This window comes from Streptomyces sp. NPDC028928, from assembly GCF_055564915.1.
Genome location: NZ_JBVHVI010000007.1, coordinates 180,513 through 197,396, shown reverse-complemented (window position 1 = coordinate 197,396; position 16,884 = coordinate 180,513). Strand labels below are relative to the sequence as shown.

The following is a 16,884-nucleotide window of genomic DNA, read 5'->3' as shown; positions in this document are numbered from 1 at the left end:
GGGGCTTGGGCCATCGGTTGATCACCGGGCCGTGTACGGCAGTAGGGTGACGCCCGTGGCACCACGACCCTTGCATGAAATCGTCGAACCGGGCTGGGCGAAGGCCCTGGAACCCGTGGCCGGGCGGATCGCCGAGATGGGCGACTTCCTGCGCGCGGAGATCGCCGCGGGACGCACGTACCTCCCGGCCGGACCCAACGTCCTGCGGGCCTTCCAGCAACCCTTCGACGAGGTACGGGTCCTGATCGTCGGTCAGGACCCGTATCCGACCCCGGGGCACGCGGTGGGCCTGTCGTTCTCGGTGGCACCCGAGGTACACCCGCTGCCGCCCAGCCTGAACAACATCTTCCGCGAGTTGAACACCGACCTGGGGCTGCCCCAGCCGTCCAACGGCGACCTCACGCCGTGGACCAGGCAGGGTGTGCTGCTGCTCAACAGGGCGCTGACCGTGGCTCCGCGCCGCCCGGGCGCCCACCGCGACAAGGGCTGGGAGGAGGTCACCGAGCAGGCGATCCGGGCCCTGGCGGCACGCGGCAAGCCGCTGGTCTCCATCCTCTGGGGCCGGGAGGCGCGCAATCTGCGTCCGCTGCTCGGCCGCCTGCCGGTGGTGGAGTCCTCGCACCCGTCGCCCAAGTCGGCCGACTACGGCTTCTTCGGCTCGCGCCCGTTCAGCCGGGCCAACGACCTGCTGATCCAGCAGGGCGGACAGCCGGTGGACTGGCGACTGCCGTGACCGTCCCCGGCTGTCTGGCGGTGGACTCCCAAGGCTCCGGTCTCCGGGTCGCCGTCGGCATGCCGGGCCGTGCGCCCGCCGTGTGGCGGGAGTCGCGGGAGCCCTCCCGCCGGCCCGCGCAGCCGCGGTCGAGGCGGGAGTGGAGGGGCTGGGCACGACCGTCGTCGGCGCTGCCGGATTCGCCGCCCTGGGCGACGCCCCGCGCGCCGAACTGCCGGGCGCCCTGGCCCGGGAGCTGGGGATACGGCAGGTGGCGCTCGCCGCGGGTACCGGGCTGATCGCGGTCGGCACCGATCTCACGGCCCGGCGGCGGGCCGACGGCTGGGGTCACCTGCTCGGCGACTGCGGCAGCGGCGCCTGGACCGGGCGGGCCGGCCCGGAGGCGGCGCTGCGCGCCCACGACGGCCGGGACGGCGGCTCCGCACCGCTGCCGGCCCGCGCAGAGGAGCAGTTCGGCCCGGTGCGCGGTCTGCCGGGGCTGCCCTACCCGCGCTCCGACCGACCCGCCGTACCGGCCTCCTTCGCCCCCCCGACTCGCGCTCACGGCCGGCCTGTTCCGGCTGGGCGAGCCCCTCCTCGCGCCCCTGCGGGAGGAGTTGGCGGACAGGCTGCCGTACGCCCGGCAGGACCGGCCGAGGGCGACCCCCTGCACGGCGCGGTACGGATCGCGGGCGACCCGGCGGCCGGCCGGCTCACCCTGCCGGGTGAACCCGCGATGCTCTGCGTCGTCCCGGCGCAAGGCGATCGAGACGCCCACAAAAGCGGATTGTTCACCCTTGTCACCCCTTTGTCGGCCCATGTTCCCGGCACGTGCCCGGAACATGTGTCGTCGCCGCGTAACTCATCAGACAAAAGCGGACGGATACCGCTCACCTGCACCCTCCCCGAACGGCGGAGGCGAGGAAGCCAGTAACATGCGGCGCCATGAGCTCCCCCACTGGACCCGCGTCCGGCCTGCCTGTACGAATGCCGCGACCCCGCCAGCCCGGACGGCACCGCCGCCCGGAACCGCTGGTGGCTCCCGAGGGCGCGCCCGCGCTCGTCCTCGCGGTGCCCGGTGTGCCCAGCACCACCACGCGCAGCCTCGCCGAGGAGGTCGTGAGCATCGCCCGCTCCGAGCTGCCCGGCCTCGACGCCCGGATCGGGTATCTGGACGGGGACGACTCCGAGTTCCCCACGCTGCGTTCCGTGCTGGCGCGTGCCGCCGACGAGCGCGCCGCCCGGTACGAGCAGGCCGTCGCCGCCGGGGTCGAGGGAATCAAGGAGCCCGACGGCCCGGTCGCGGTCGTCGTCCCGCTGCTGGCCGGTCCGGACAGCGCGCTGCTGCGTCAGATCCGTCAGTCCGTGATGGACAGCCGGGTCGCCGCCGACCTGACCGACGTCCTCGGCCCGCACCCGCTGCTCGCCGAGGCGCTGCACGTGCGGCTGTCCGAGGCGGGCCTGGCCCGCGCCGACCGCGCCCGGCTGTTCACCGTGGCGACCGCCGCGGACGGCATCATCCTGGCCTCGGTGGGCGGCGAGGAGGCGGTGCAGGCGGCCGGGATCACCGGCATGCTGCTCGCCGCGCGCCTGGCCGTCCCGGTGATGGCCGCGGCCCTGGACCAGGAGGGCTCCATCGCCTCCGTGGCCGAGCAGCTGCGGTCGTCGGGCTCGCAGCAGCTGGCCCTGGCGCCGTACCTGATCGGCCCGGAGATCGACCCGGCGCTGCCGGCCGCGGCGGCCGAGGAGGCGGGCTGCTCCACGGCCGAGGCGCTCGGCGCGTACCCGGCGATCGGCAAGCTCGCGCTCGCCAAGTACACGACGGCGCTGGGCATCGCCCCGCCGCAGCCGCAGGGCGCACCGGTCCGCTGACGCACGCGGCGTCCGGCGCCCGGCATTCGTACGACACAGGGCCCGCCCCCGCCCGGGGCGGGCCCTTCGCCTTGCCCGGCAGCCCCCCTCACGCGGTCAGCCGAAGACGACGCAGGAGGCCGCGGTGACCCGTACGGAGCCGTCGTAGCGGGGGATGCCCGTCGTCTCGTCCACGGCGAACCAGGACACGTCACCGGAGCGTTCGTTGGCCGCGTAGAGGAAGCCGTCGTGCTGGGCCAGCGCGCGCGGCCAGTGTCCGCCGCAGGGTACGGTGCCGCTGAGCCGGAGCCCGTCCGTCTCGACGGCGAGCACCGAGAGCACGTCCTCGCCGCGGGTGGCGGTCCACACGAAGCGGCCGTCGGGTGAGACGACGATCCCCGAGGGGTAGGCGTCGCCGACGGGTGCGCCGGGCAGCACGGGGACCTCGGTGAGCGGCTTGAGGGAGCCGCCCGCGGCGTCCCAGCGGCACACCGTGACCGTGGGGGTCAGTTCGTTGACCACGTAGGCGTGCGTGCCGTCGGGATGGAAGGCCAGATGGCGCGGGCCGGAGCCGGGGCGCAGGGCGATCTCGCGGTGCACGGCGGGGCTGCCGCCTTCGAGGGTGCACACCCGCACCGAGTCCGTGCCGAGATCGACGCTGACGGCCCAGCGGCCGCTGGGGTCGGCCTGTACCTGGTGGGCGTGCGGGCCCCGCTGACGCCGGTCGTGCGGGCCGGAGCCGGTGTGCTGGAGCCGTCCGGAGGGCGTGCCGGCGAGGGCGCCGTCCGGGCGCACGGGGATGGCGGTGACGCTGCCGCAGCCGTAGTTGGCGGTCAGTACGTGCCCGGCGTACAGGCCGAGGTGGGTGGGGCTGCTGCCGGCCACCGGGACGGGCGCGCCGGCGGGTTCGGGCCGGTCACCGGTGACGCGGTAGGCGGCTACGGCGCCCTCGGCGGTCTCGCTGACCGCATAGAGGGTGTGCCCGTCCGGCGAGAGGGCCAGGTAGGAGGGGTCGGGCAGGTCCTGGACGGCGGAGACGAGGGTGAGGGCGCCGGTGTCCGGGCCGACCTCCGCGGTCACCAGTCCGGGGCCGCCCGCCGCCGTGAACGATCCGATGAACGCCCGGCGCCTGCCCGCCCTGCCGTCCTGTGCCACCGCTGTCCCCTCTCGGTCGAGCCCGTGGAGCCGGTCCGGGGCCGACGGTAGCAGTCGATCAGGAGCGGTCTAGACCAAGGGTGCGGGGGTGAGCGGGGACGTTCGTTGCCCAAACCGGCGCATGCGGGCGTACCGCACCGGTGTGACCCGGGTCAGCGGCCGCGTCCAGCCCGGTGACGGCCGCGCGCGGGAGACGCGGGCCGGAGCCGACCGAGCGTCGAGGTGGCCCCCGCCGTGCGGCCGTGGCCCGCGCGCCGCCCCGCGCTGCGGTACGCCGGCGCGGGTCCGCCGCGCCGCTCTCCCCACCGGCCCCTCCGCCGGTACGCGCGCTGCCCTGCCCACCAGCCCCTCCCGGTACGCGCGCCGCCCTCCCCGCCGGCCTCTCCCGGAGCGCGCGCCGCCCCTGCGCGCCGCTCCGGTCGCCCCGTTCCCGTCTGCTCCGCCGCTCAGGCGCCGACCATCCGCGAACCGGACGGCGTCCGCAGCGGTTCCGCGAGGTCGGCGAGGGCGCGCTCCAGGCCGTGCAGATGGGCGAGGGCGGGTTCGGCGGGCGGTTCGGCGGGGCGCTGGAGGGGTTCGGCGCGGCCCGCGGTGAGGGCCTCGACGGCGGCCTCCACGCGCCAGCAGGCGGCGGCGAGGCGGGCGTCGTGGGAGGCCTCGGGGTCGGCGGCGACCGCGACCAGGCCCCGGATCTCGCGGGCGCAGTCGTCGAGCAGCTCCAGGACCCGGCGGGCCCGCGCCTTGCGCGCCGGCATCGGGTTCAGCGGGTGCACCAGCGGGGCCACCGACAGCCGGACCCGGCCGAGCAGCTGCTCCAGCTCGGCCACGCGCGGCGCGGGGTCGGCGGTTGCGGAGCCGGCCAGGCGGGCGGCGGCCTCGGCCGTGCAGGCGTGCACGCAGCGCAGGGCGCGCTGGATCCAGGCGTCGGTGGTGGCGTGCGTGGTGACCGGCAGCACGAACAGGACGGCGAGGGCGGCGCCGACCGCGCCGACGCCGGTCTCGGCGAGCCGCAGCGCGAGCAGTCCGGGGCTCAGGACGCCGAGGAGGCCGTAGAGCAGCTCGGCGAGCAGGGTCACGCAGAGCATCATCCAGGTGTAGGAGACGGCGGCCGTGTAGAAGATGCCGAAGACGGCGGCCGCGACGAGGACGGCCGTCGGGACGGGCGCGCCGTGCACGGGGACGGCGACGAGGAAGCCCAGGCAGATGCCGATCACGGTGCCGAGGACCCGGCGGAAGCCGCGGATCAGCGTCTCGCCGCGCGAGGCGGTGTTGACGAAGATCCACCAGGTGGCGCCGACGGCCCAGTACCAGCGCTGCCCCGACACCAGCTGGCCCACGACGAGCGCGAACCCGGCGCCCGCGGTCGCCTGGACCGCCTGCCGGGTGGTCACGCGCAGCAGCCCGGTCGCGGCGGGCGGGGCGGGTACGGCGGGCGGGGGCAGCCGGCGCTCGTAGCACCACAGGCCGAAGCGGACGACGGCCGCGGTGAGCACGGAGAGCAGCACGGCGGCGTACAGCTCGGGCAGTTGGCCCGGGGTGGCGTGCAGGAACTGGGCCACGAAGAAGGTCATGAAGGCGAACACACCGAGGCTGTGCCCGCGCGGGCCCCACCGGCGGGCGTAGACGCCGGCGCCGACGACGGCCAGGAAGGTGAGGTCGCGGGCGACGGGGTGGTCGTGCAGCTCGGCCGCGGCGGCCAGCACCGGCACGCCCACGGCGGGCAGCAGGGCGGTGGTGACCGCCTGCCCGCGCACGGTCGGGTCGGTGACGGTGAACAGGGCGAGCAGCGCGGCGAGGCCGCCGGTGACCGCACCGGCGAGGGAATGTCCGGCGAGTCCGCAGACCACGACCGCCAGTCCGATGCCGAGGACGGCCCGCGCGGCGAAGCGCAACCGCGCCCGCCCTGGGTCCGGAGCCACGAACATCCTCTTCAGCACTGCTGCCCTCCCCTGGGTACATGGGTACACCGGCACAGAAAAGGCGCCGCGGGGATCCGCAGCGCCATCGACACGTCCATGAGAGCATCACCGAGGTAACTGGCTCAAGTGGACCTGAAATTGCTGGGCCATTGGCTCAGCATGAACCCGGCACGCACACCCGCCGGAATGCCAACGGACCAGGTCGGACGGCAGACGGCGCTCAGGGGCTGCTGAGCCATTGGTACAGTCGTACATCATGGCCGTGGACGAACTCGACACCCGCATCCTGCGGCTGCTCCTGGAGCAGCCGCGCACCAGCGTGCGCGAGTACGCCCGCATCCTCGGTGTGGCCCGCGGCACGCTCCAGGCCCGGCTGGACCGGATGGAACGGGACGGCGTCATCACCGGTACGGGCCCCTCCCTCTCCCCCGCCGCGCTGGGCCACCCGGTGCTGGCGTTCGTGCACATCGAGGTCACCCAGGGCCATCTGGACGACGTGGGGGACGCGCTGGCCGCCGTACCGGAGATCGTGGAGGCCTTCTCGATCACCGGTGGCGGGGACCTGCTCGCGCGGGTGGTGGGCCGGGACAACGCGCATCTCGAGGACGTGATCCAGAAGCTGATCAGCCTTCCGGGCGTGGTGCGCACCCGCACCGAGGTGGCGCTGCGCGAGCGCGTCCCGTACCGGCTGCTGCCGCTGGTCGAGTCGGTCGGCCGGGCAGCTCGCGCCTGACGCTTGGCATCCTGAACGCCATGAGCGATCTCGGCATCCTCTCGGTCATCTTCGATCTCGACGGAACGCTGGTGGACAGCGAGCCGAACTACTACGAGGCGAGCCGGCAGGTCCTGGCCGAGCACGGCGTCCCCGGGTTCACCTGGGCGGACCATGAGGGCTACGTCGGCATCAGCACCCGCGAGGCGGTGGCGATCTGGCGGGAGCGCTACGGCCTGCGCGCCCCGGCGGCGGAGCTGCTGGCCGCGACGAACCGCCGCTATCTGGAGCTGGCCCGCGCCCACACGCGCGCGTACCCGGAGATGCGGGCGTTCGTGGAGCTGCTGGCCGCCGAGAAGGTGCCGATGGCGGTGGCCTCGGGCTCCTCCCCGGAGGCCATCGAGGCGATCCTGGCGGGCACCGGCCTGGCCGCCCACCTCGGCACGGTGGTCTCGGCCGACGAGGTCCCCCACGGCAAGCCCGCTCCGGACGTCTTCCTGGAGGCGGCCCGCCGGCTCGGCGCGGACCCGGCCGACTGCGTGGTCCTGGAGGACGCGGCCCCGGGCGCGGCCGCCGCCCACGCGGCGGGCATGCGGTGCGTGGCCGTCCCGTACGTCCCCGCCCAGGCCGACGCCCCCGAGTTCACCACCGCGTCGCTGCTGCTGCGGGGCGGCCAGGCCGAGTTCACGGCACGGTCGGCGTACGCGTGGCTGCGGGACACGGCCCGCTGAGCAACTCCTTACCCCCTTCCTGGAGGGCACACCGAGGACCCGACCCACGCGTACGTCCGGCGCAGCGAACCCCGGGTGGTGTTCGGCGGCCTCGGCTCCGGCGTCGTCAATTCGGCCCGCCCGGACGGGACCACGCTGCTCGACGCGGTGTGGGCGGGTGCACCCTTCCGGAGCAAGGCCGCCCTGGTCGCTCACGTGGGCAAGATGGTGGACGCCTGGGTCGCCGAGGGACGGCTCGGACGTGCGGAGGGCGACACGGTGGTCCGTACGGCACGGCGGGCGTGCTGCGTCGCGTGAGCGGCCCGGGGCGGTGAAGGAGCCGTTCCGGCAGGTGACGGCGGAGGCGCGCTCCGGCGGGTGACGCATCGTGGCTCCGCGTGCGCGTGTGGCCACGACTGCATAGCGTGACCCCATGAGCACAGTCCAGGCCCCACCCGCGCCCGACGCGCGGCGGTGGAAGGCGCTCGGGGTCTGTCTGGCGGCGGGTTTCATCTCGCTCCTCGACACCTCGATCGTGAACGTCGCGCTGCCCTCGCTGGAGCGCGGGCTGGGGGCCTCCGAGGCGGTCCAGTCATGGGTGGTCTCCGGGTACGCCCTCACCTTCGGGCTCGCGCTGGTCCCAGCGGGCCGACTGGGCGACATGCGCGGCCGGCGCCAGGCCTTCCTGTTCGGGCTCGCCCTGTTCACGGTGGCCTCGCTGGCCTGCGGGCTCGCGGCCGGCCCCGGCTGGCTGGTGGTGTTCCGGCTGATCCAGGGCACGGCGGCGGGCATGGTCGCGCCGCAGACCTCGGGGCTGATCCAGCAGATGTTCCCGGGCGCCGAGCGGGCCAAGGCCTTCGGGGTGCTCGGCACGGTCATCGGGGTGTCGACGGCGGCGGGCCCGCTCGCGGGCGGGCTGCTGATCGACGCCGTCGGCACCGACGACGGCTGGCGCTGGGTGTTCTTCGTCAACCTGCCCATCGGCGTGGCCGCCTTCGCCGCCGGGCTCCGGCTGCTGCCCCGCTACCCGGCGGCGGGCAAGCACGAGGAGTTCGACCTGTTCGGGGTACTGCTCCTCGGCTCGGGCGTCTTCGCGCTGATGCTGCCCCTGGTGCAGGAGCAGCAGTGGCCCGGACGGGAGAAGTGGGCGCTGCTGCCGCTGGCCCTGGTGCTGCTGGGCTCGTTCTGGGCGTGGGAGAAACGGATGGGGGTGCTGGGACGCGCTCCGCTGGTGGACCTGGGGCTGTTCTCCCTGCGGTCCTTCACCCTCGGCGCGCTGATCAGCCTCACCTACTTCGCGGGCTTCACCACCGTCTTCTTCCTGTACGCCCTGTACCTGCAGAACGGCGTGGGCTACAGCGCGCTGGCCTCGGGTCTGACCGTCCTGCCGTTCGCGGCGGCCTCGGCGGTCGGGGCGGCGGCCGGCGGCCGGCTGGTGGTGCGATTCGGCCGGAAGCTGGTCGTCATCGGTCTCGGCGGGGTGGCGCTGGGGCTGCTCGGGGTGATGGCGGCGGTGGAGCTGGTGCCGGGGCCGAACCTGGGCTGGGCGTCGGCGCTTCCGCTGCTCGTCGGCGGCATCGGGTCCGGCCTGACGGTCTCCCCGAACACCACGCTCACCCTCACCCGGGTCCCGGTGAACCGTGCGGGCGCGGCCGGGGGCGTGCTGCAGACGGGGCAGCGGGTCGGTTCGGCGGCCGGGATCGCGGTGGTGGGCTCGGTGTACTTCGCCCACCTCGCCAATCACGGCCGCACCGACACGGCGATGCAGCTCGGGCTGCTCTCCGCGGTCGGCATCATCGTGGTCGCCCTCGTGCTGGCGGTCGCCGACCTGCGGGAACGGCAGATCCGTCCCGAGCCCGAGAGGGCCGGGGAGGCGGTCGGGCGCGGTGCGGGAGAGGGCGGCGCCGAAGAGACGGTCCGGCCCTGAACCTGAGCGTCCGGGCTCAGGACCTCCGGCGCGGCTTGCCCCGCTGGGCGGGCTTGGCGGACTTGCCGCCGCCCGTGCGGGCGCGTGCCGTGCGGCCGGCCGGTTTCCCGGACGTCCTGCCCTGCGACTTCGCCGACGACTTGTTCTGCGACGTGCCCTGCGCCGGCTTGGCCTGTGACGGCGCGGTGGTACGACCCCTGGTGCTGTTGACCGTGCGTCCTCGGACGATGCCGATGAAGTCCTCCACCAGATCGGTGGTGGCCTCCTCCGGCCAGGACAGGGCGACGCTCGACTGGGGCGCGTCGACGACCGGGCGGTAGGTGAGGTCCCGGCGGTGGTGCAGGCGGGCCAGGGACTGGGGCACGATCAGCAGGCCGACGTTCGCCGCCACCAGCTCGATGGCGTCCGCGGTGGTGGCGGGCCGCTCGAAGGCCGGTTCACCCGGCGGGGCGTCCCAGTCGAAGACGTCGTCCAGGGGATGGAAGAGCACCTCGTCGGCGAGGTCGGCCAGGGTGACCTCCTCCGCCGCCGTGATCAGGTGATCCTTGGGAACGACCACCACCGTGGTCTCGGTGTACAGCGGGATCGCGCTGAAGAACGTACGGTCGACCGGCAGCCGCACGAGGCCCGCGTCGGCCTCGCCCGCGCGCAGCGCCTCGGGCGCCTCGGCGGCCGGGACCTGGACGAGGGTGAGCGGGATGTCGGGCAGGCGCTCGTTCCAGGTCTTCACCCACTTGGCGGGCGTCACCCCGGGAACGTACGCGAGCCGGAACGACGGTGAATCCTCCGAGCCTGTCACCAGGCCAGGTTACCGGCCGTGGTCGGGTCTCCCGCACGCGGCCGATACCCTTGACGTCATGAAGTCGCAGCAGAGCACCCAGACGATGAAGCCCGCGACCGCGGCGAAGAAGCTGGGTGTGTACCTCCCCGCCACCCCCGCCTCCTTCCAGGAGGGTGTGGTGTCGCGCGCCGAGCTGAACGAGCTGCAGGCCAACCCGCCGGAGTGGCTGCGGGAGCTGCGGGCCAACGGTCCCCACCCGCGTCCGGTGGTGGCCGCCAAGCTGGGCGTGTCCATCGCCGGCCTGGCCCGTGGCGGTGTCACCGAGGCGCTGACCACCGAGCAGATCGAGGCGCTCAAGCAGGAGCAGCCCGAGTGGCTGGAGAAGGAGCGCGCCACCCAGGCCGAGGTCCGCAAGGAGGCCGTGCGGCTGAAGAACCTGAAGAAGGAGAAGGAGAGCGGCGCCGAGCGCGGCTGATCCTTCCGGCCTGTCCCGACGCCCTCCGGCTCCGCCCGGGGGGCGTTGTCGGTTCTCCGGCGGGTCCGCCGAGTCCCTCGGGGAGAGAGGCGCGCCGGCGACACCGGACGGGCCGCCGTTCCCCCGTGCCGGCGGCCCGTCGGACACGCTGGTCCGACCAGGCCGGTGTCGCCGGTTGAAGTGTGCGACAGCGGGGGACGGCGGGGGTATGCGTACAACTACGTACGCGGACGGGGGAGGACGGGTACGCAAGGCAACCGGAGGAACTCGTGCGGCTGGACAAGGCCTACGAGCGCATGATGGCCGTCGCCGTGGCGGCGCTGCACGAACGGGAACCCGAGCGGCTGTGGCCGATGCTGGCCGGCACGCTGGCCGAGGTGTGCGGCGGTGAGGCGGTCATCCACAAGCTGGACGACTGGAACGAGAGCAGGGGCACGCTGGGCACGGTGCCCGACGCGGCCGCCGCGGAGCTGAGCCGGCTCGGGGACGCCGACCTGGGCCTGCTGCGCGCGGGGTATCCGTTCGCCGGTCACTACGGGCCCGGAGCCGACCGTACGCCGGTCACCGCGCTGCGGGCGGTGGGCCGTACCTGGCCGGGCAGCCCGACGGCCCGCCTGCTCCGCGAGGTGCTGGACGTCGACCATGCGCTGGGGGTGCCGCTCCCGGGGAGCGCCGAGCCGATCACGGGGTGCCTGGTGTACCGCGCCGGTACGGACTTCACCGACGACCAGGTGGTGATGGCCGAGCGCGCCCAGCCGCTGCTGGCGGCGGTCGAGCGGCAACGCCGTCTGCTGGAGGAGTGGCGGCGGGCGCTGGGTCCGGCCCGGGCTCCGGACCAGCGGGCGGCGGACTGCGCGCTGACCCCGCGCGAGACCGCCGTCCTGCTGCTGCTCACCGACGCGCTCACCGCCGACGCGATCGGCCGCCGCCTCGGCATCTCGGTGCGCACGGTGCACAAGCACGTCGAGAACATCTACCGCAAGCTGGGCACCCGCGACCGCGTCGGCACGGTACTGCGCGCCCAGCGCCTCGGCCTGGTGCCGTCGCCGGGTCCGGCGGAGGCCGCCTGGGCCGGCCCTTCGTGATGGTTGTTCCGTCGGCCTGGTCGGCCGTTCTGTCGGCCCGGTCGGCGCGGCTCAGCCCAGGAAGCTCAACCGGACCCGGCGGTCGGGGTTGTCCTTGTTGGTGTCCACCAGACACACCGACTGCCAGGTGCCCAGTTCCAGGCGTCCGCCGATCACCGGGAGGGTCGCGTGCGGCGGGACGATGGCGGGCAGGACGTGGTCGCGGCCGTGACCGGGGCTGCCGTGCCGGTGCTGCCAGCGGTCGTCGGCGGGGAGCAGCGTGTGCAGCGCCGCGAGGAGGTCGTCGTCGCTGCCGGCACCCGTCTCGATGACGGCGATGCCGGCGGTGGCGTGCGGGACGAAGATGTTGAGCAGGCCGTCGCGGCCGGCCGCCGCCTCCCGCAGGAAGTCCTCGCAGTCGGTGGTGAGGTCGACGACGCGTTCCCGGGTGCCGGTGGAGACGTGCAGCATGCGTGTGGTGAAGGCATCGGACATGCCCCCATCCTGACCCATACGCCGGTTTCCACACCCCGTGGCGCCCGCGTTGTCCGATACGGGTGGTCCATCAGACGAGACACCGTTGACCAGCGTGCTTCCATCTGGCTACGTTCAGCCGCATGTTGCGTTCAGCCCTGCTCACCACGCGCGGTCACATCGACCTGCTGCGGGTGACCTCCGCCGCGTGTCGCCGCGGCTGCTGACGCCCCTCCCCCCTCCTTCCCCTCTTCTTTTTTCTTTCGCGGGCTCTGCCGGTTTCTCTTCCGGCCTACCCGTATGCCCTCTCTTGTGCCGTTCCTTGAACTAGGCATGACATAGCGGGAGCACATCATGAGCATCAACCATGCCCCACCCAACTCCCTGAAGCCGGATATTTCCGGTATATCCGGGCGGACCGCAGGCGCGCGCCCGCCCGGACCCACACCCCCCGACCTCCAGCCCCTCGTCCCCGCCTCCACCCGCCGCACCCGGATCCCCCGCTGGCTGCGCCGGACCACCGGACCGCTGCTGCTCCTGGCCCTGTGGCAACTCCTCAGCGGCACCGGGGTGCTGGCGGCCGACGTGCTCGCCTCGCCGGGCCGGATCGCGCGGGTCGGCTGGGATCTGATCGCCGACGGTTCACTGCCGTCGGCCATGGGCACCTCCCTCCAGCGCGTCGCTCTCGGACTGCTGGTCGGCACGGTGACCGGCACCGGACTCGCCCTGCTCTCAGGGCTGTTCCGGATCGGTGAGGACCTGGTGGACGCGCCGGTGCAGATGCTGCGGACGGTGCCGTTCGTCGGCCTCATCCCGCTGTTCATCATCTGGTTCGGGATCGGCGAGGCCCCGAAGATCGCGATCATCACCCTCGGAGTGACCTTCCCGCTCTACCTCAACGTCTACGCCGGCATCCGCGGTGTGGACGCCCAACTCATCGAGGCCGGTGAGTCGTTGGGACTGTCCCGATGGGGGCTGGTCCGGCATGTGGTGCTGCCGGGCGCGCTGCCCGGGGCGCTGACCGGGCTGCGGTACTCGCTCGGCATCGCCTGGCTGGCGCTTGTCTTCGCCGAGCAGGTCAACGCCGACGCCGGCATCGGCTTCCTGATGGTGCAGGCGCGGGACTTCCTGCGGACCGACGTGATCGTGGTCTGCCTGATCGTCTACGCCTTCCTCGGTCTGCTCGCCGATTTCATCGTCCGCTCCCTCGAAAGGCTGCTGCTGCAATGGCGACCGACGTTCACCGGCCGGTGACCGGCCCCGTGGTCCGTGTCGAGGGGCTGACCCGCTCCTTCGACGGCCGCGCGGTCATCGACGACCTCCGACTCGACATCGCGCCCGGCGAGTTCGTCGCCCTGCTCGGGCGCAGCGGCTGCGGCAAGTCGACCCTGCTGCGCATCCTCGCGGGCCTGGACCGGGACATCGAGGGCACGGCCCTGGTCCCGCGCCGCCGGGCCGTCGCCTTCCAGGCACCCCGGCTCATGCCGTGGAAGAAGGTGTGGCGCAATGTGCTGCTGGGGCTGCCGGGGAGGCCGGAACGGGCCCGCGCGGAGCGGGCGTTGGACGAGGTCGGTCTCGGTCACCGCGTCGACGCCTGGCCGAAGACCCTCTCCGGCGGCGAGGCCCAGCGCGCCTCCCTCGCCCGTGCACTGGTCCGCGAGCCCGATCTGCTGCTGCTGGACGAACCGTTCGGTGCCCTCGACGCCCTGACCCGGATCAGGGCCCAGCGTCTGGTCGGGGAGCTGTGGCAGCGCCGGGGCTGCGCGGTGCTGCTGGTCACCCACGACGTCGAGGAGGCGGTGCTGCTCGCCGACCGCGTCCTGGTGATGGACGGCGGCCGGATCGCCCACGAGCAGCCCGTCGACCTGGACCGGCCGCGCGAGATCACCGACCCCCGGTTCGCCGCCCTGCGCGCCCGACTGCTCGAACGGCTCGGCGTCGACACCGCCGCCGCAGCCGCCTGAACACCCACCCCGCACACGAACGGAACCGTCATGCGACGACGCCTCGTCCCCGCCGCGCTGCTCCTGCCCTTCGCCCTCCTGCTCACCGCCTGCGGCGGCAACTCCTCCGCCAGTACCGGCACCGACGGCACGGGCTCGGTCACCCTCGACGTCGGTGACCAGAAGGGCGGTTCGGAGGCGATCCTGCGCGCGGCCGGAGAACTGAAGAACCTGCACTACAAGATCAAGTGGTCGACCTTCACCTCCGGCCCGCCGCTGCTGGAGGCCGTGAACGCACGGGCCGTCGACATCGGCGGGGTCGGCAACACCCCGCCGGTCTTCGCGGCCGGCGCCGGCTCGAAGATCACCGTGGTGGCCGCCTGGCACGGTACCTCCAAGGGCGACGCCATTCTCGTCCCCAAGGGCTCGAAGCTGACCAGGCCTCAGCAGCTCAAGGGCAGGTCCGTCGCCGTCGCGCAGGGTTCCTCCGCGCACTACCAGCTGGTCGCCTCGCTCAAGGCGGCCGGGCTGCGCCTGTCCGACGTCGAGGTCGAGTACCTCCAGCCTGCCGACGCGCTCGCCGCGTTCACCTCGGGCAAGGTCGACGCGTGGGCGGTCTGGGACCCGTACACCTCGCAGATCCTCCAGGCCCGGCAGGGCCGGGTCCTCACCACCGGCGACGGCATCACCAACGGCCTCACCTTCCAGGTCGCCGCGCCCGCCGCGCTGAAGGACCCGAAGAAGGCCGCCGCCGTCAAGGACTACCTGGCGCGGCTGCGACGGGCCACGGCCTGGGTGTACGACCACCAGGAGGAGTGGGCCAAGGTGTGGGCGAAGGACACCGGGCTGCCGTACGAGGTGGCTCTGGCCTCCGTGAAGCGCACGAATGCCACCCGAGTCCCGGTCGCCGTCGACACACCGCTGGTCGCCTCGGAGCAGCAGATCGCCGACGCGTTCACCGAGCTGAAGCTCATCCCGGAGAAAGTGGACTTCGCCGACTTCGTGGACCGGCGGTACAACGGCGACCTGCCGCCGTCGACGACCCCGGCCAAGGGCTGAGCGGCCGGGAAGATCCGCACACGGCTCATTGTTGGTTGAGGCGTGAACGAAGTCCGTGAGGTCGAGGTTGTCGTCATCGGTGCCGGTCAGGCCGGTCTGGCCGCCGCCTACCACCTGCGGCGCACCGGCTTCGAGCCGGACCGCGACATCGTGGTCCTCGACCACTCCCCCGGGCCGGGCGGCGCCTGGCAGTTCCGGTGGCCCTCGCTGACCTTCGGCAAGGTGCACGGGATGCACGCGCTGCCCGGCATGGAGCTGACCGACGCCGACCCGGCGCGCCCCTCGGCCGAGGTCGTCCGGGAGTACTTCGACCGGTACGAGCGCACCTTCGACCTGCGGGTACGGCGCCCGGTGGACGTGCGCGCGGTGCGCGAGGGCGCCGGGGGGCGGCTGCTGGTGGAGACGTCCGACGGCACCTGGTCCACGCGGGCGCTGATCAACGCGACCGGCACCTGGGACCGGCCGTTCTGGCCGCGTTACCCGGGCCAGGAGACCTTCCGCGGGCGCCAGTTGCACACCGCGCAGTACGCCGGTCCCGAGGAGTTCGCCGGGCAGCGGGTCGTGGTCGTGGGCGGTGGCGCCTCCGGCACCCAGCACCTGCTGGAGCTGGCCCCCTACGCCGCCGAGACCACCTGGGTCACCCGGCGGCCCCCCGTCTTCCGCGAGGGACCGTTCGACCAGGAGGCGGGCCGTGCGGCCGTCGCGCTGGTGGAGGAGCGGGTGCGCCAGGGACTGCCGCCGCGCAGTGTGGTCTCGGTCACCGGACTGCCCCTGAACGACGCCGTCCGGCAGGGTCTCGCGGACGGGGTGCTGGCTCCGCAGCCGATGTTCGACCGGATCGTCCCGGACGGCGTGGAGTGGCGAGGGGTGTCCCCCTCGTCCGAGCGAAGCGGAGCACTCGGGGGAGGCCGGCGGGTGGCCGCCGACGTGATCCTGTGGGCGACCGGGTTCCGGGCCGCGCTCGACCATCTCGCTCCGCTGCGGCTGCGCGAACGGGGCGGCGGCATCCGGGTGGAGGGCACCCGCGCGGTCGCCGATCCACGGATCCACCTGGTCGGCTACGGACCCTCGGCCAGCACCATCGGGGCCAACCGGGCCGGGCGCTCGGCCGTCCGGGACATCAGGCGGCTGCTCGCCCAGGAGCCGGTCGCCGCATGAGGTCCCGTCGGCTCAGTTGCCCGACGGTTCCGGGGAGGCGGGGGACGATCCCAGCGGGCTGCCGCTCGGCTGGGCCGTCGCCGCGCCCTGGTGCAGGGCGTTGAACTCGGCCACGTTCCGCAGGTGCTCGTTGTAGTTCGCGGTGAAGCGGGTGTCCCCGGGCGCCACCGTGACGAAGTACAGCCAGTCGCCCGGCGTCGGGTTGAGCGCGGCGTGCATCGCGTCCTCGCCGGGGCTGTCGATCGGTGTCGGCGGCAGACCCATGCGCTGGTAGGAGTTGTACGGGCTCTCGACCTGGGTGTCGCTCTGGCTGGTGTGGATGGTGTCGCGGTTCAGCGCGTAGTGGATGGTCGAGTCCATCTGCAGCGGCATTCCGCTGTTCAGCCGGTTGAAGATGACCCGGGCGACCTTGCCCATGTCCGCCTTCGTCGAGGCCTCGGCCTGGACGATGCTGGCGACGGTGACGGCCTGGTAGACGTTCATCGCGTTGCGCTGGGCGCCGGCCGCGACGGGAGCGCCGTGGAACTTCTTCTCCGCGGTGTCGACCATGAGCTGCAGCAGGGATTCGGGTGTCGCTCCTTTCCGGACGGGATACGTCGCCGGGAAGAGATATCCCTCGGGGTTGCCCCCGGCCTCGTTCGGCAGTTTCAGGGCGGCCTTGTCGAGGGATTTGCGGGTGCTGCCCGGTGGCAGTGCGAGGGCCTTGTCGATCGCGTCGTAGATCTGGTTCGCGCGCCAGCCCTCCGGGATGACCAGCAGGGCGGGCTTCGCCTGCTCGCGGCCGGCCCCCAGCGTCAGCAGCGGCACCGCCACGGCGGTGCCGGCCACGACGGCGCCGGTCACGAGGACGGCAAGTCTGCCCCGGCGCGTCAGTCGGATTCTGCTCCGTGACGGAGTGTTCGTCTGCATGCGGGCACGGTAATACGCATATCGTCATAAACCCG

At 73.5% G+C, this 16,884-nt stretch carries 18 protein-coding genes and 1 pseudogene; 14 read left to right on the top strand and 5 right to left on the bottom strand.

Annotated features, from left to right (window positions below; genetic code table 11):
* Positions 1–55 precede the first annotated feature (55 nt).
* The 3 genes from ACZ4U1_RS18755 (at position 56) to ACZ4U1_RS18745 (ending at position 2,584) form a co-directional block, all read left to right on the top strand.
* Positions 56–733, top strand: a complete 678-nt coding sequence (locus ACZ4U1_RS18755; RefSeq protein WP_467904462.1) for a uracil-DNA glycosylase — start codon at positions 56–58, stop codon at positions 731–733.
* A gap of 82 nt (positions 734–815) precedes the next feature.
* Entirely contained in the window at positions 816–1,646 is an 831-nt protein-coding gene (locus ACZ4U1_RS18750; protein WP_467904461.1) for a hypothetical protein, read from the top strand.
* Positions 1,647–1,657: 11 nt separating this feature from the next.
* Positions 1,658–2,584 carry a sirohydrochlorin chelatase gene (locus tag ACZ4U1_RS18745; RefSeq protein WP_467904460.1) on the top strand — a complete coding sequence of 309 codons (927 nt, stop codon included), beginning with the start codon at positions 1,658–1,660 and terminating at the stop codon, positions 2,582–2,584.
* Between the two features lie 96 nt (positions 2,585–2,680).
* On the opposite strand, the gene ACZ4U1_RS18740 is transcribed toward ACZ4U1_RS18745, so the two are convergent.
* Both ACZ4U1_RS18740 and ACZ4U1_RS18735 read right to left on the bottom strand, forming a co-directional pair.
* Positions 2,681–3,718: a lactonase family protein gene (locus ACZ4U1_RS18740; protein ID WP_467904459.1), complete on the bottom strand. Its 1,038-nt coding sequence runs from the start codon at positions 3,716–3,718 to the stop codon at positions 2,681–2,683.
* 446 nt (positions 3,719–4,164) lie between these two features.
* Positions 4,165–5,655 (bottom strand): FUSC family protein, encoded by a 1,491-nt coding sequence (locus ACZ4U1_RS18735; protein WP_467904457.1) that lies wholly within the window; start codon positions 5,653–5,655, stop codon positions 4,165–4,167.
* A gap of 238 nt (positions 5,656–5,893) precedes the next feature.
* Here ACZ4U1_RS18735 and ACZ4U1_RS18730 point away from each other — a divergent pair, with 238 nt between their 5' ends.
* The 4 genes and pseudogenes from ACZ4U1_RS18730 (at position 5,894) to ACZ4U1_RS18715 (ending at position 8,986) form a co-directional block, all read left to right on the top strand.
* Positions 5,894–6,370 carry an Lrp/AsnC family transcriptional regulator gene (locus tag ACZ4U1_RS18730; protein ID WP_189300821.1) on the top strand — a complete coding sequence of 159 codons (477 nt, stop codon included), beginning with the start codon at positions 5,894–5,896 and terminating at the stop codon, positions 6,368–6,370.
* Positions 6,371–6,390: 20 nt separating this feature from the next.
* Positions 6,391–7,080 carry an HAD family hydrolase gene (locus ACZ4U1_RS18725; protein ID WP_467904455.1) on the top strand — a complete coding sequence of 230 codons (690 nt, stop codon included), beginning with the start codon at positions 6,391–6,393 and terminating at the stop codon, positions 7,078–7,080.
* A gap of 30 nt (positions 7,081–7,110) precedes the next feature.
* Positions 7,111–7,377: pseudogene (locus ACZ4U1_RS18720) on the top strand (hypothetical protein); the annotation flags it as partial.
* Between the two features lie 115 nt (positions 7,378–7,492).
* Entirely contained in the window at positions 7,493–8,986 is a 1,494-nt protein-coding gene (locus tag ACZ4U1_RS18715; RefSeq protein WP_467904454.1) for an MFS transporter, read from the top strand.
* Between the two features lie 16 nt (positions 8,987–9,002).
* Here ACZ4U1_RS18715 and ACZ4U1_RS18710 read toward each other — a convergent pair whose 3' ends face one another.
* The gene (locus ACZ4U1_RS18710; protein WP_467904453.1) at positions 9,003–9,785 is read right to left on the bottom strand and encodes a LysR family substrate-binding domain-containing protein; all 783 of its coding nucleotides are present in this window, start codon (positions 9,783–9,785) and stop codon (positions 9,003–9,005) included.
* 58 nt (positions 9,786–9,843) lie between these two features.
* Here ACZ4U1_RS18710 and ACZ4U1_RS18705 point away from each other — a divergent pair, with 58 nt between their 5' ends.
* The gene (locus ACZ4U1_RS18705; RefSeq protein WP_467904452.1) at positions 9,844–10,242 is read left to right on the top strand and encodes a DUF5997 family protein; all 399 of its coding nucleotides are present in this window, start codon (positions 9,844–9,846) and stop codon (positions 10,240–10,242) included.
* A 269-nt stretch (positions 10,243–10,511) separates the two neighbouring features.
* A complete protein-coding gene (locus ACZ4U1_RS18700) occupies positions 10,512–11,327 on the top strand; it encodes a helix-turn-helix transcriptional regulator (protein ID WP_467904451.1) in 816 nt (271 codons plus the stop codon).
* 51 nt (positions 11,328–11,378) lie between these two features.
* On the opposite strand, the gene ACZ4U1_RS18695 is transcribed toward ACZ4U1_RS18700, so the two are convergent.
* A complete protein-coding gene (locus ACZ4U1_RS18695) occupies positions 11,379–11,801 on the bottom strand; it encodes a secondary thiamine-phosphate synthase enzyme YjbQ (protein ID WP_189300831.1) in 423 nt (140 codons plus the stop codon).
* 122 nt (positions 11,802–11,923) lie between these two features.
* On the opposite strand from ACZ4U1_RS18695, the gene ACZ4U1_RS18690 reads away from it, so the two are divergent.
* The 5 genes from ACZ4U1_RS18690 to ACZ4U1_RS18670 all read left to right on the top strand — a co-directional run bounded on the left by ACZ4U1_RS18690 (position 11,924) and on the right by ACZ4U1_RS18670 (position 15,940).
* Positions 11,924–12,007 carry a putative leader peptide gene (locus ACZ4U1_RS18690; RefSeq protein WP_311737185.1) on the top strand — a complete coding sequence of 28 codons (84 nt, stop codon included), beginning with the start codon at positions 11,924–11,926 and terminating at the stop codon, positions 12,005–12,007.
* A 127-nt stretch (positions 12,008–12,134) separates the two neighbouring features.
* A complete protein-coding gene (locus ACZ4U1_RS18685; protein WP_467904450.1) occupies positions 12,135–13,034 on the top strand; it encodes an ABC transporter permease in 900 nt (299 codons plus the stop codon).
* Positions 13,007–13,744 carry an ABC transporter ATP-binding protein gene (locus ACZ4U1_RS18680; protein ID WP_467904449.1) on the top strand — a complete coding sequence of 246 codons (738 nt, stop codon included), beginning with the start codon at positions 13,007–13,009 and terminating at the stop codon, positions 13,742–13,744. The genes ACZ4U1_RS18685 and ACZ4U1_RS18680 overlap by 28 nt, the downstream gene beginning before the upstream one ends.
* Positions 13,745–13,774: 30 nt before the next feature.
* Complete coding sequence (locus ACZ4U1_RS18675) at positions 13,775–14,782, top strand: ABC transporter substrate-binding protein (RefSeq protein WP_467904448.1); 1,008 nt, start codon at positions 13,775–13,777, stop codon at positions 14,780–14,782.
* A 42-nt stretch (positions 14,783–14,824) separates the two neighbouring features.
* Positions 14,825–15,940, top strand: a complete 1,116-nt coding sequence (locus ACZ4U1_RS18670) for an NAD(P)-binding domain-containing protein (RefSeq protein WP_467904446.1) — start codon at positions 14,825–14,827, stop codon at positions 15,938–15,940.
* A 12-nt stretch (positions 15,941–15,952) separates the two neighbouring features.
* On the opposite strand, the gene mltG is transcribed toward ACZ4U1_RS18670, so the two are convergent.
* Entirely contained in the window at positions 15,953–16,849 is an 897-nt protein-coding gene (mltG, locus tag ACZ4U1_RS18665; protein WP_467904444.1) for an endolytic transglycosylase MltG, read from the bottom strand.
* Positions 16,850–16,884 lie beyond the last annotated feature (35 nt).

What these genes read in the sequence shown, in the direction of transcription:
- ACZ4U1_RS18745 (WP_467904460.1), top strand. Translation starts at nt 1,658, where the DNA reads ATGAGCTCCCCCACTGGACCCGCGTCCGGCCTGCCTGTACGAATGCCG.
- ACZ4U1_RS18730 (WP_189300821.1), top strand. Translation starts at nt 5,894, where the DNA reads ATGGCCGTGGACGAACTCGACACCCGCATCCTGCGGCTGCTCCTGGAG.
- ACZ4U1_RS18725 (WP_467904455.1), top strand. Translation starts at nt 6,391, where the DNA reads ATGAGCGATCTCGGCATCCTCTCGGTCATCTTCGATCTCGACGGAACG.
- ACZ4U1_RS18715 (WP_467904454.1), top strand. Translation starts at nt 7,493, where the DNA reads ATGAGCACAGTCCAGGCCCCACCCGCGCCCGACGCGCGGCGGTGGAAG.
- ACZ4U1_RS18705 (WP_467904452.1), top strand. Translation starts at nt 9,844, where the DNA reads ATGAAGTCGCAGCAGAGCACCCAGACGATGAAGCCCGCGACCGCGGCG.
- ACZ4U1_RS18695 (WP_189300831.1), bottom strand. Translation starts at nt 11,801, where the DNA reads ATGTCCGATGCCTTCACCACACGCATGCTGCACGTCTCCACCGGCACC.
- ACZ4U1_RS18690 (WP_311737185.1), top strand. Translation starts at nt 11,924, where the DNA reads ATGTTGCGTTCAGCCCTGCTCACCACGCGCGGTCACATCGACCTGCTG.
- ACZ4U1_RS18685 (WP_467904450.1), top strand. Translation starts at nt 12,135, where the DNA reads ATGAGCATCAACCATGCCCCACCCAACTCCCTGAAGCCGGATATTTCC.
- ACZ4U1_RS18680 (WP_467904449.1), top strand. Translation starts at nt 13,007, where the DNA reads ATGGCGACCGACGTTCACCGGCCGGTGACCGGCCCCGTGGTCCGTGTC.
- ACZ4U1_RS18675 (WP_467904448.1), top strand. Translation starts at nt 13,775, where the DNA reads ATGCGACGACGCCTCGTCCCCGCCGCGCTGCTCCTGCCCTTCGCCCTC.
- mltG (WP_467904444.1), bottom strand. Translation starts at nt 16,849, where the DNA reads ATGCAGACGAACACTCCGTCACGGAGCAGAATCCGACTGACGCGCCGG.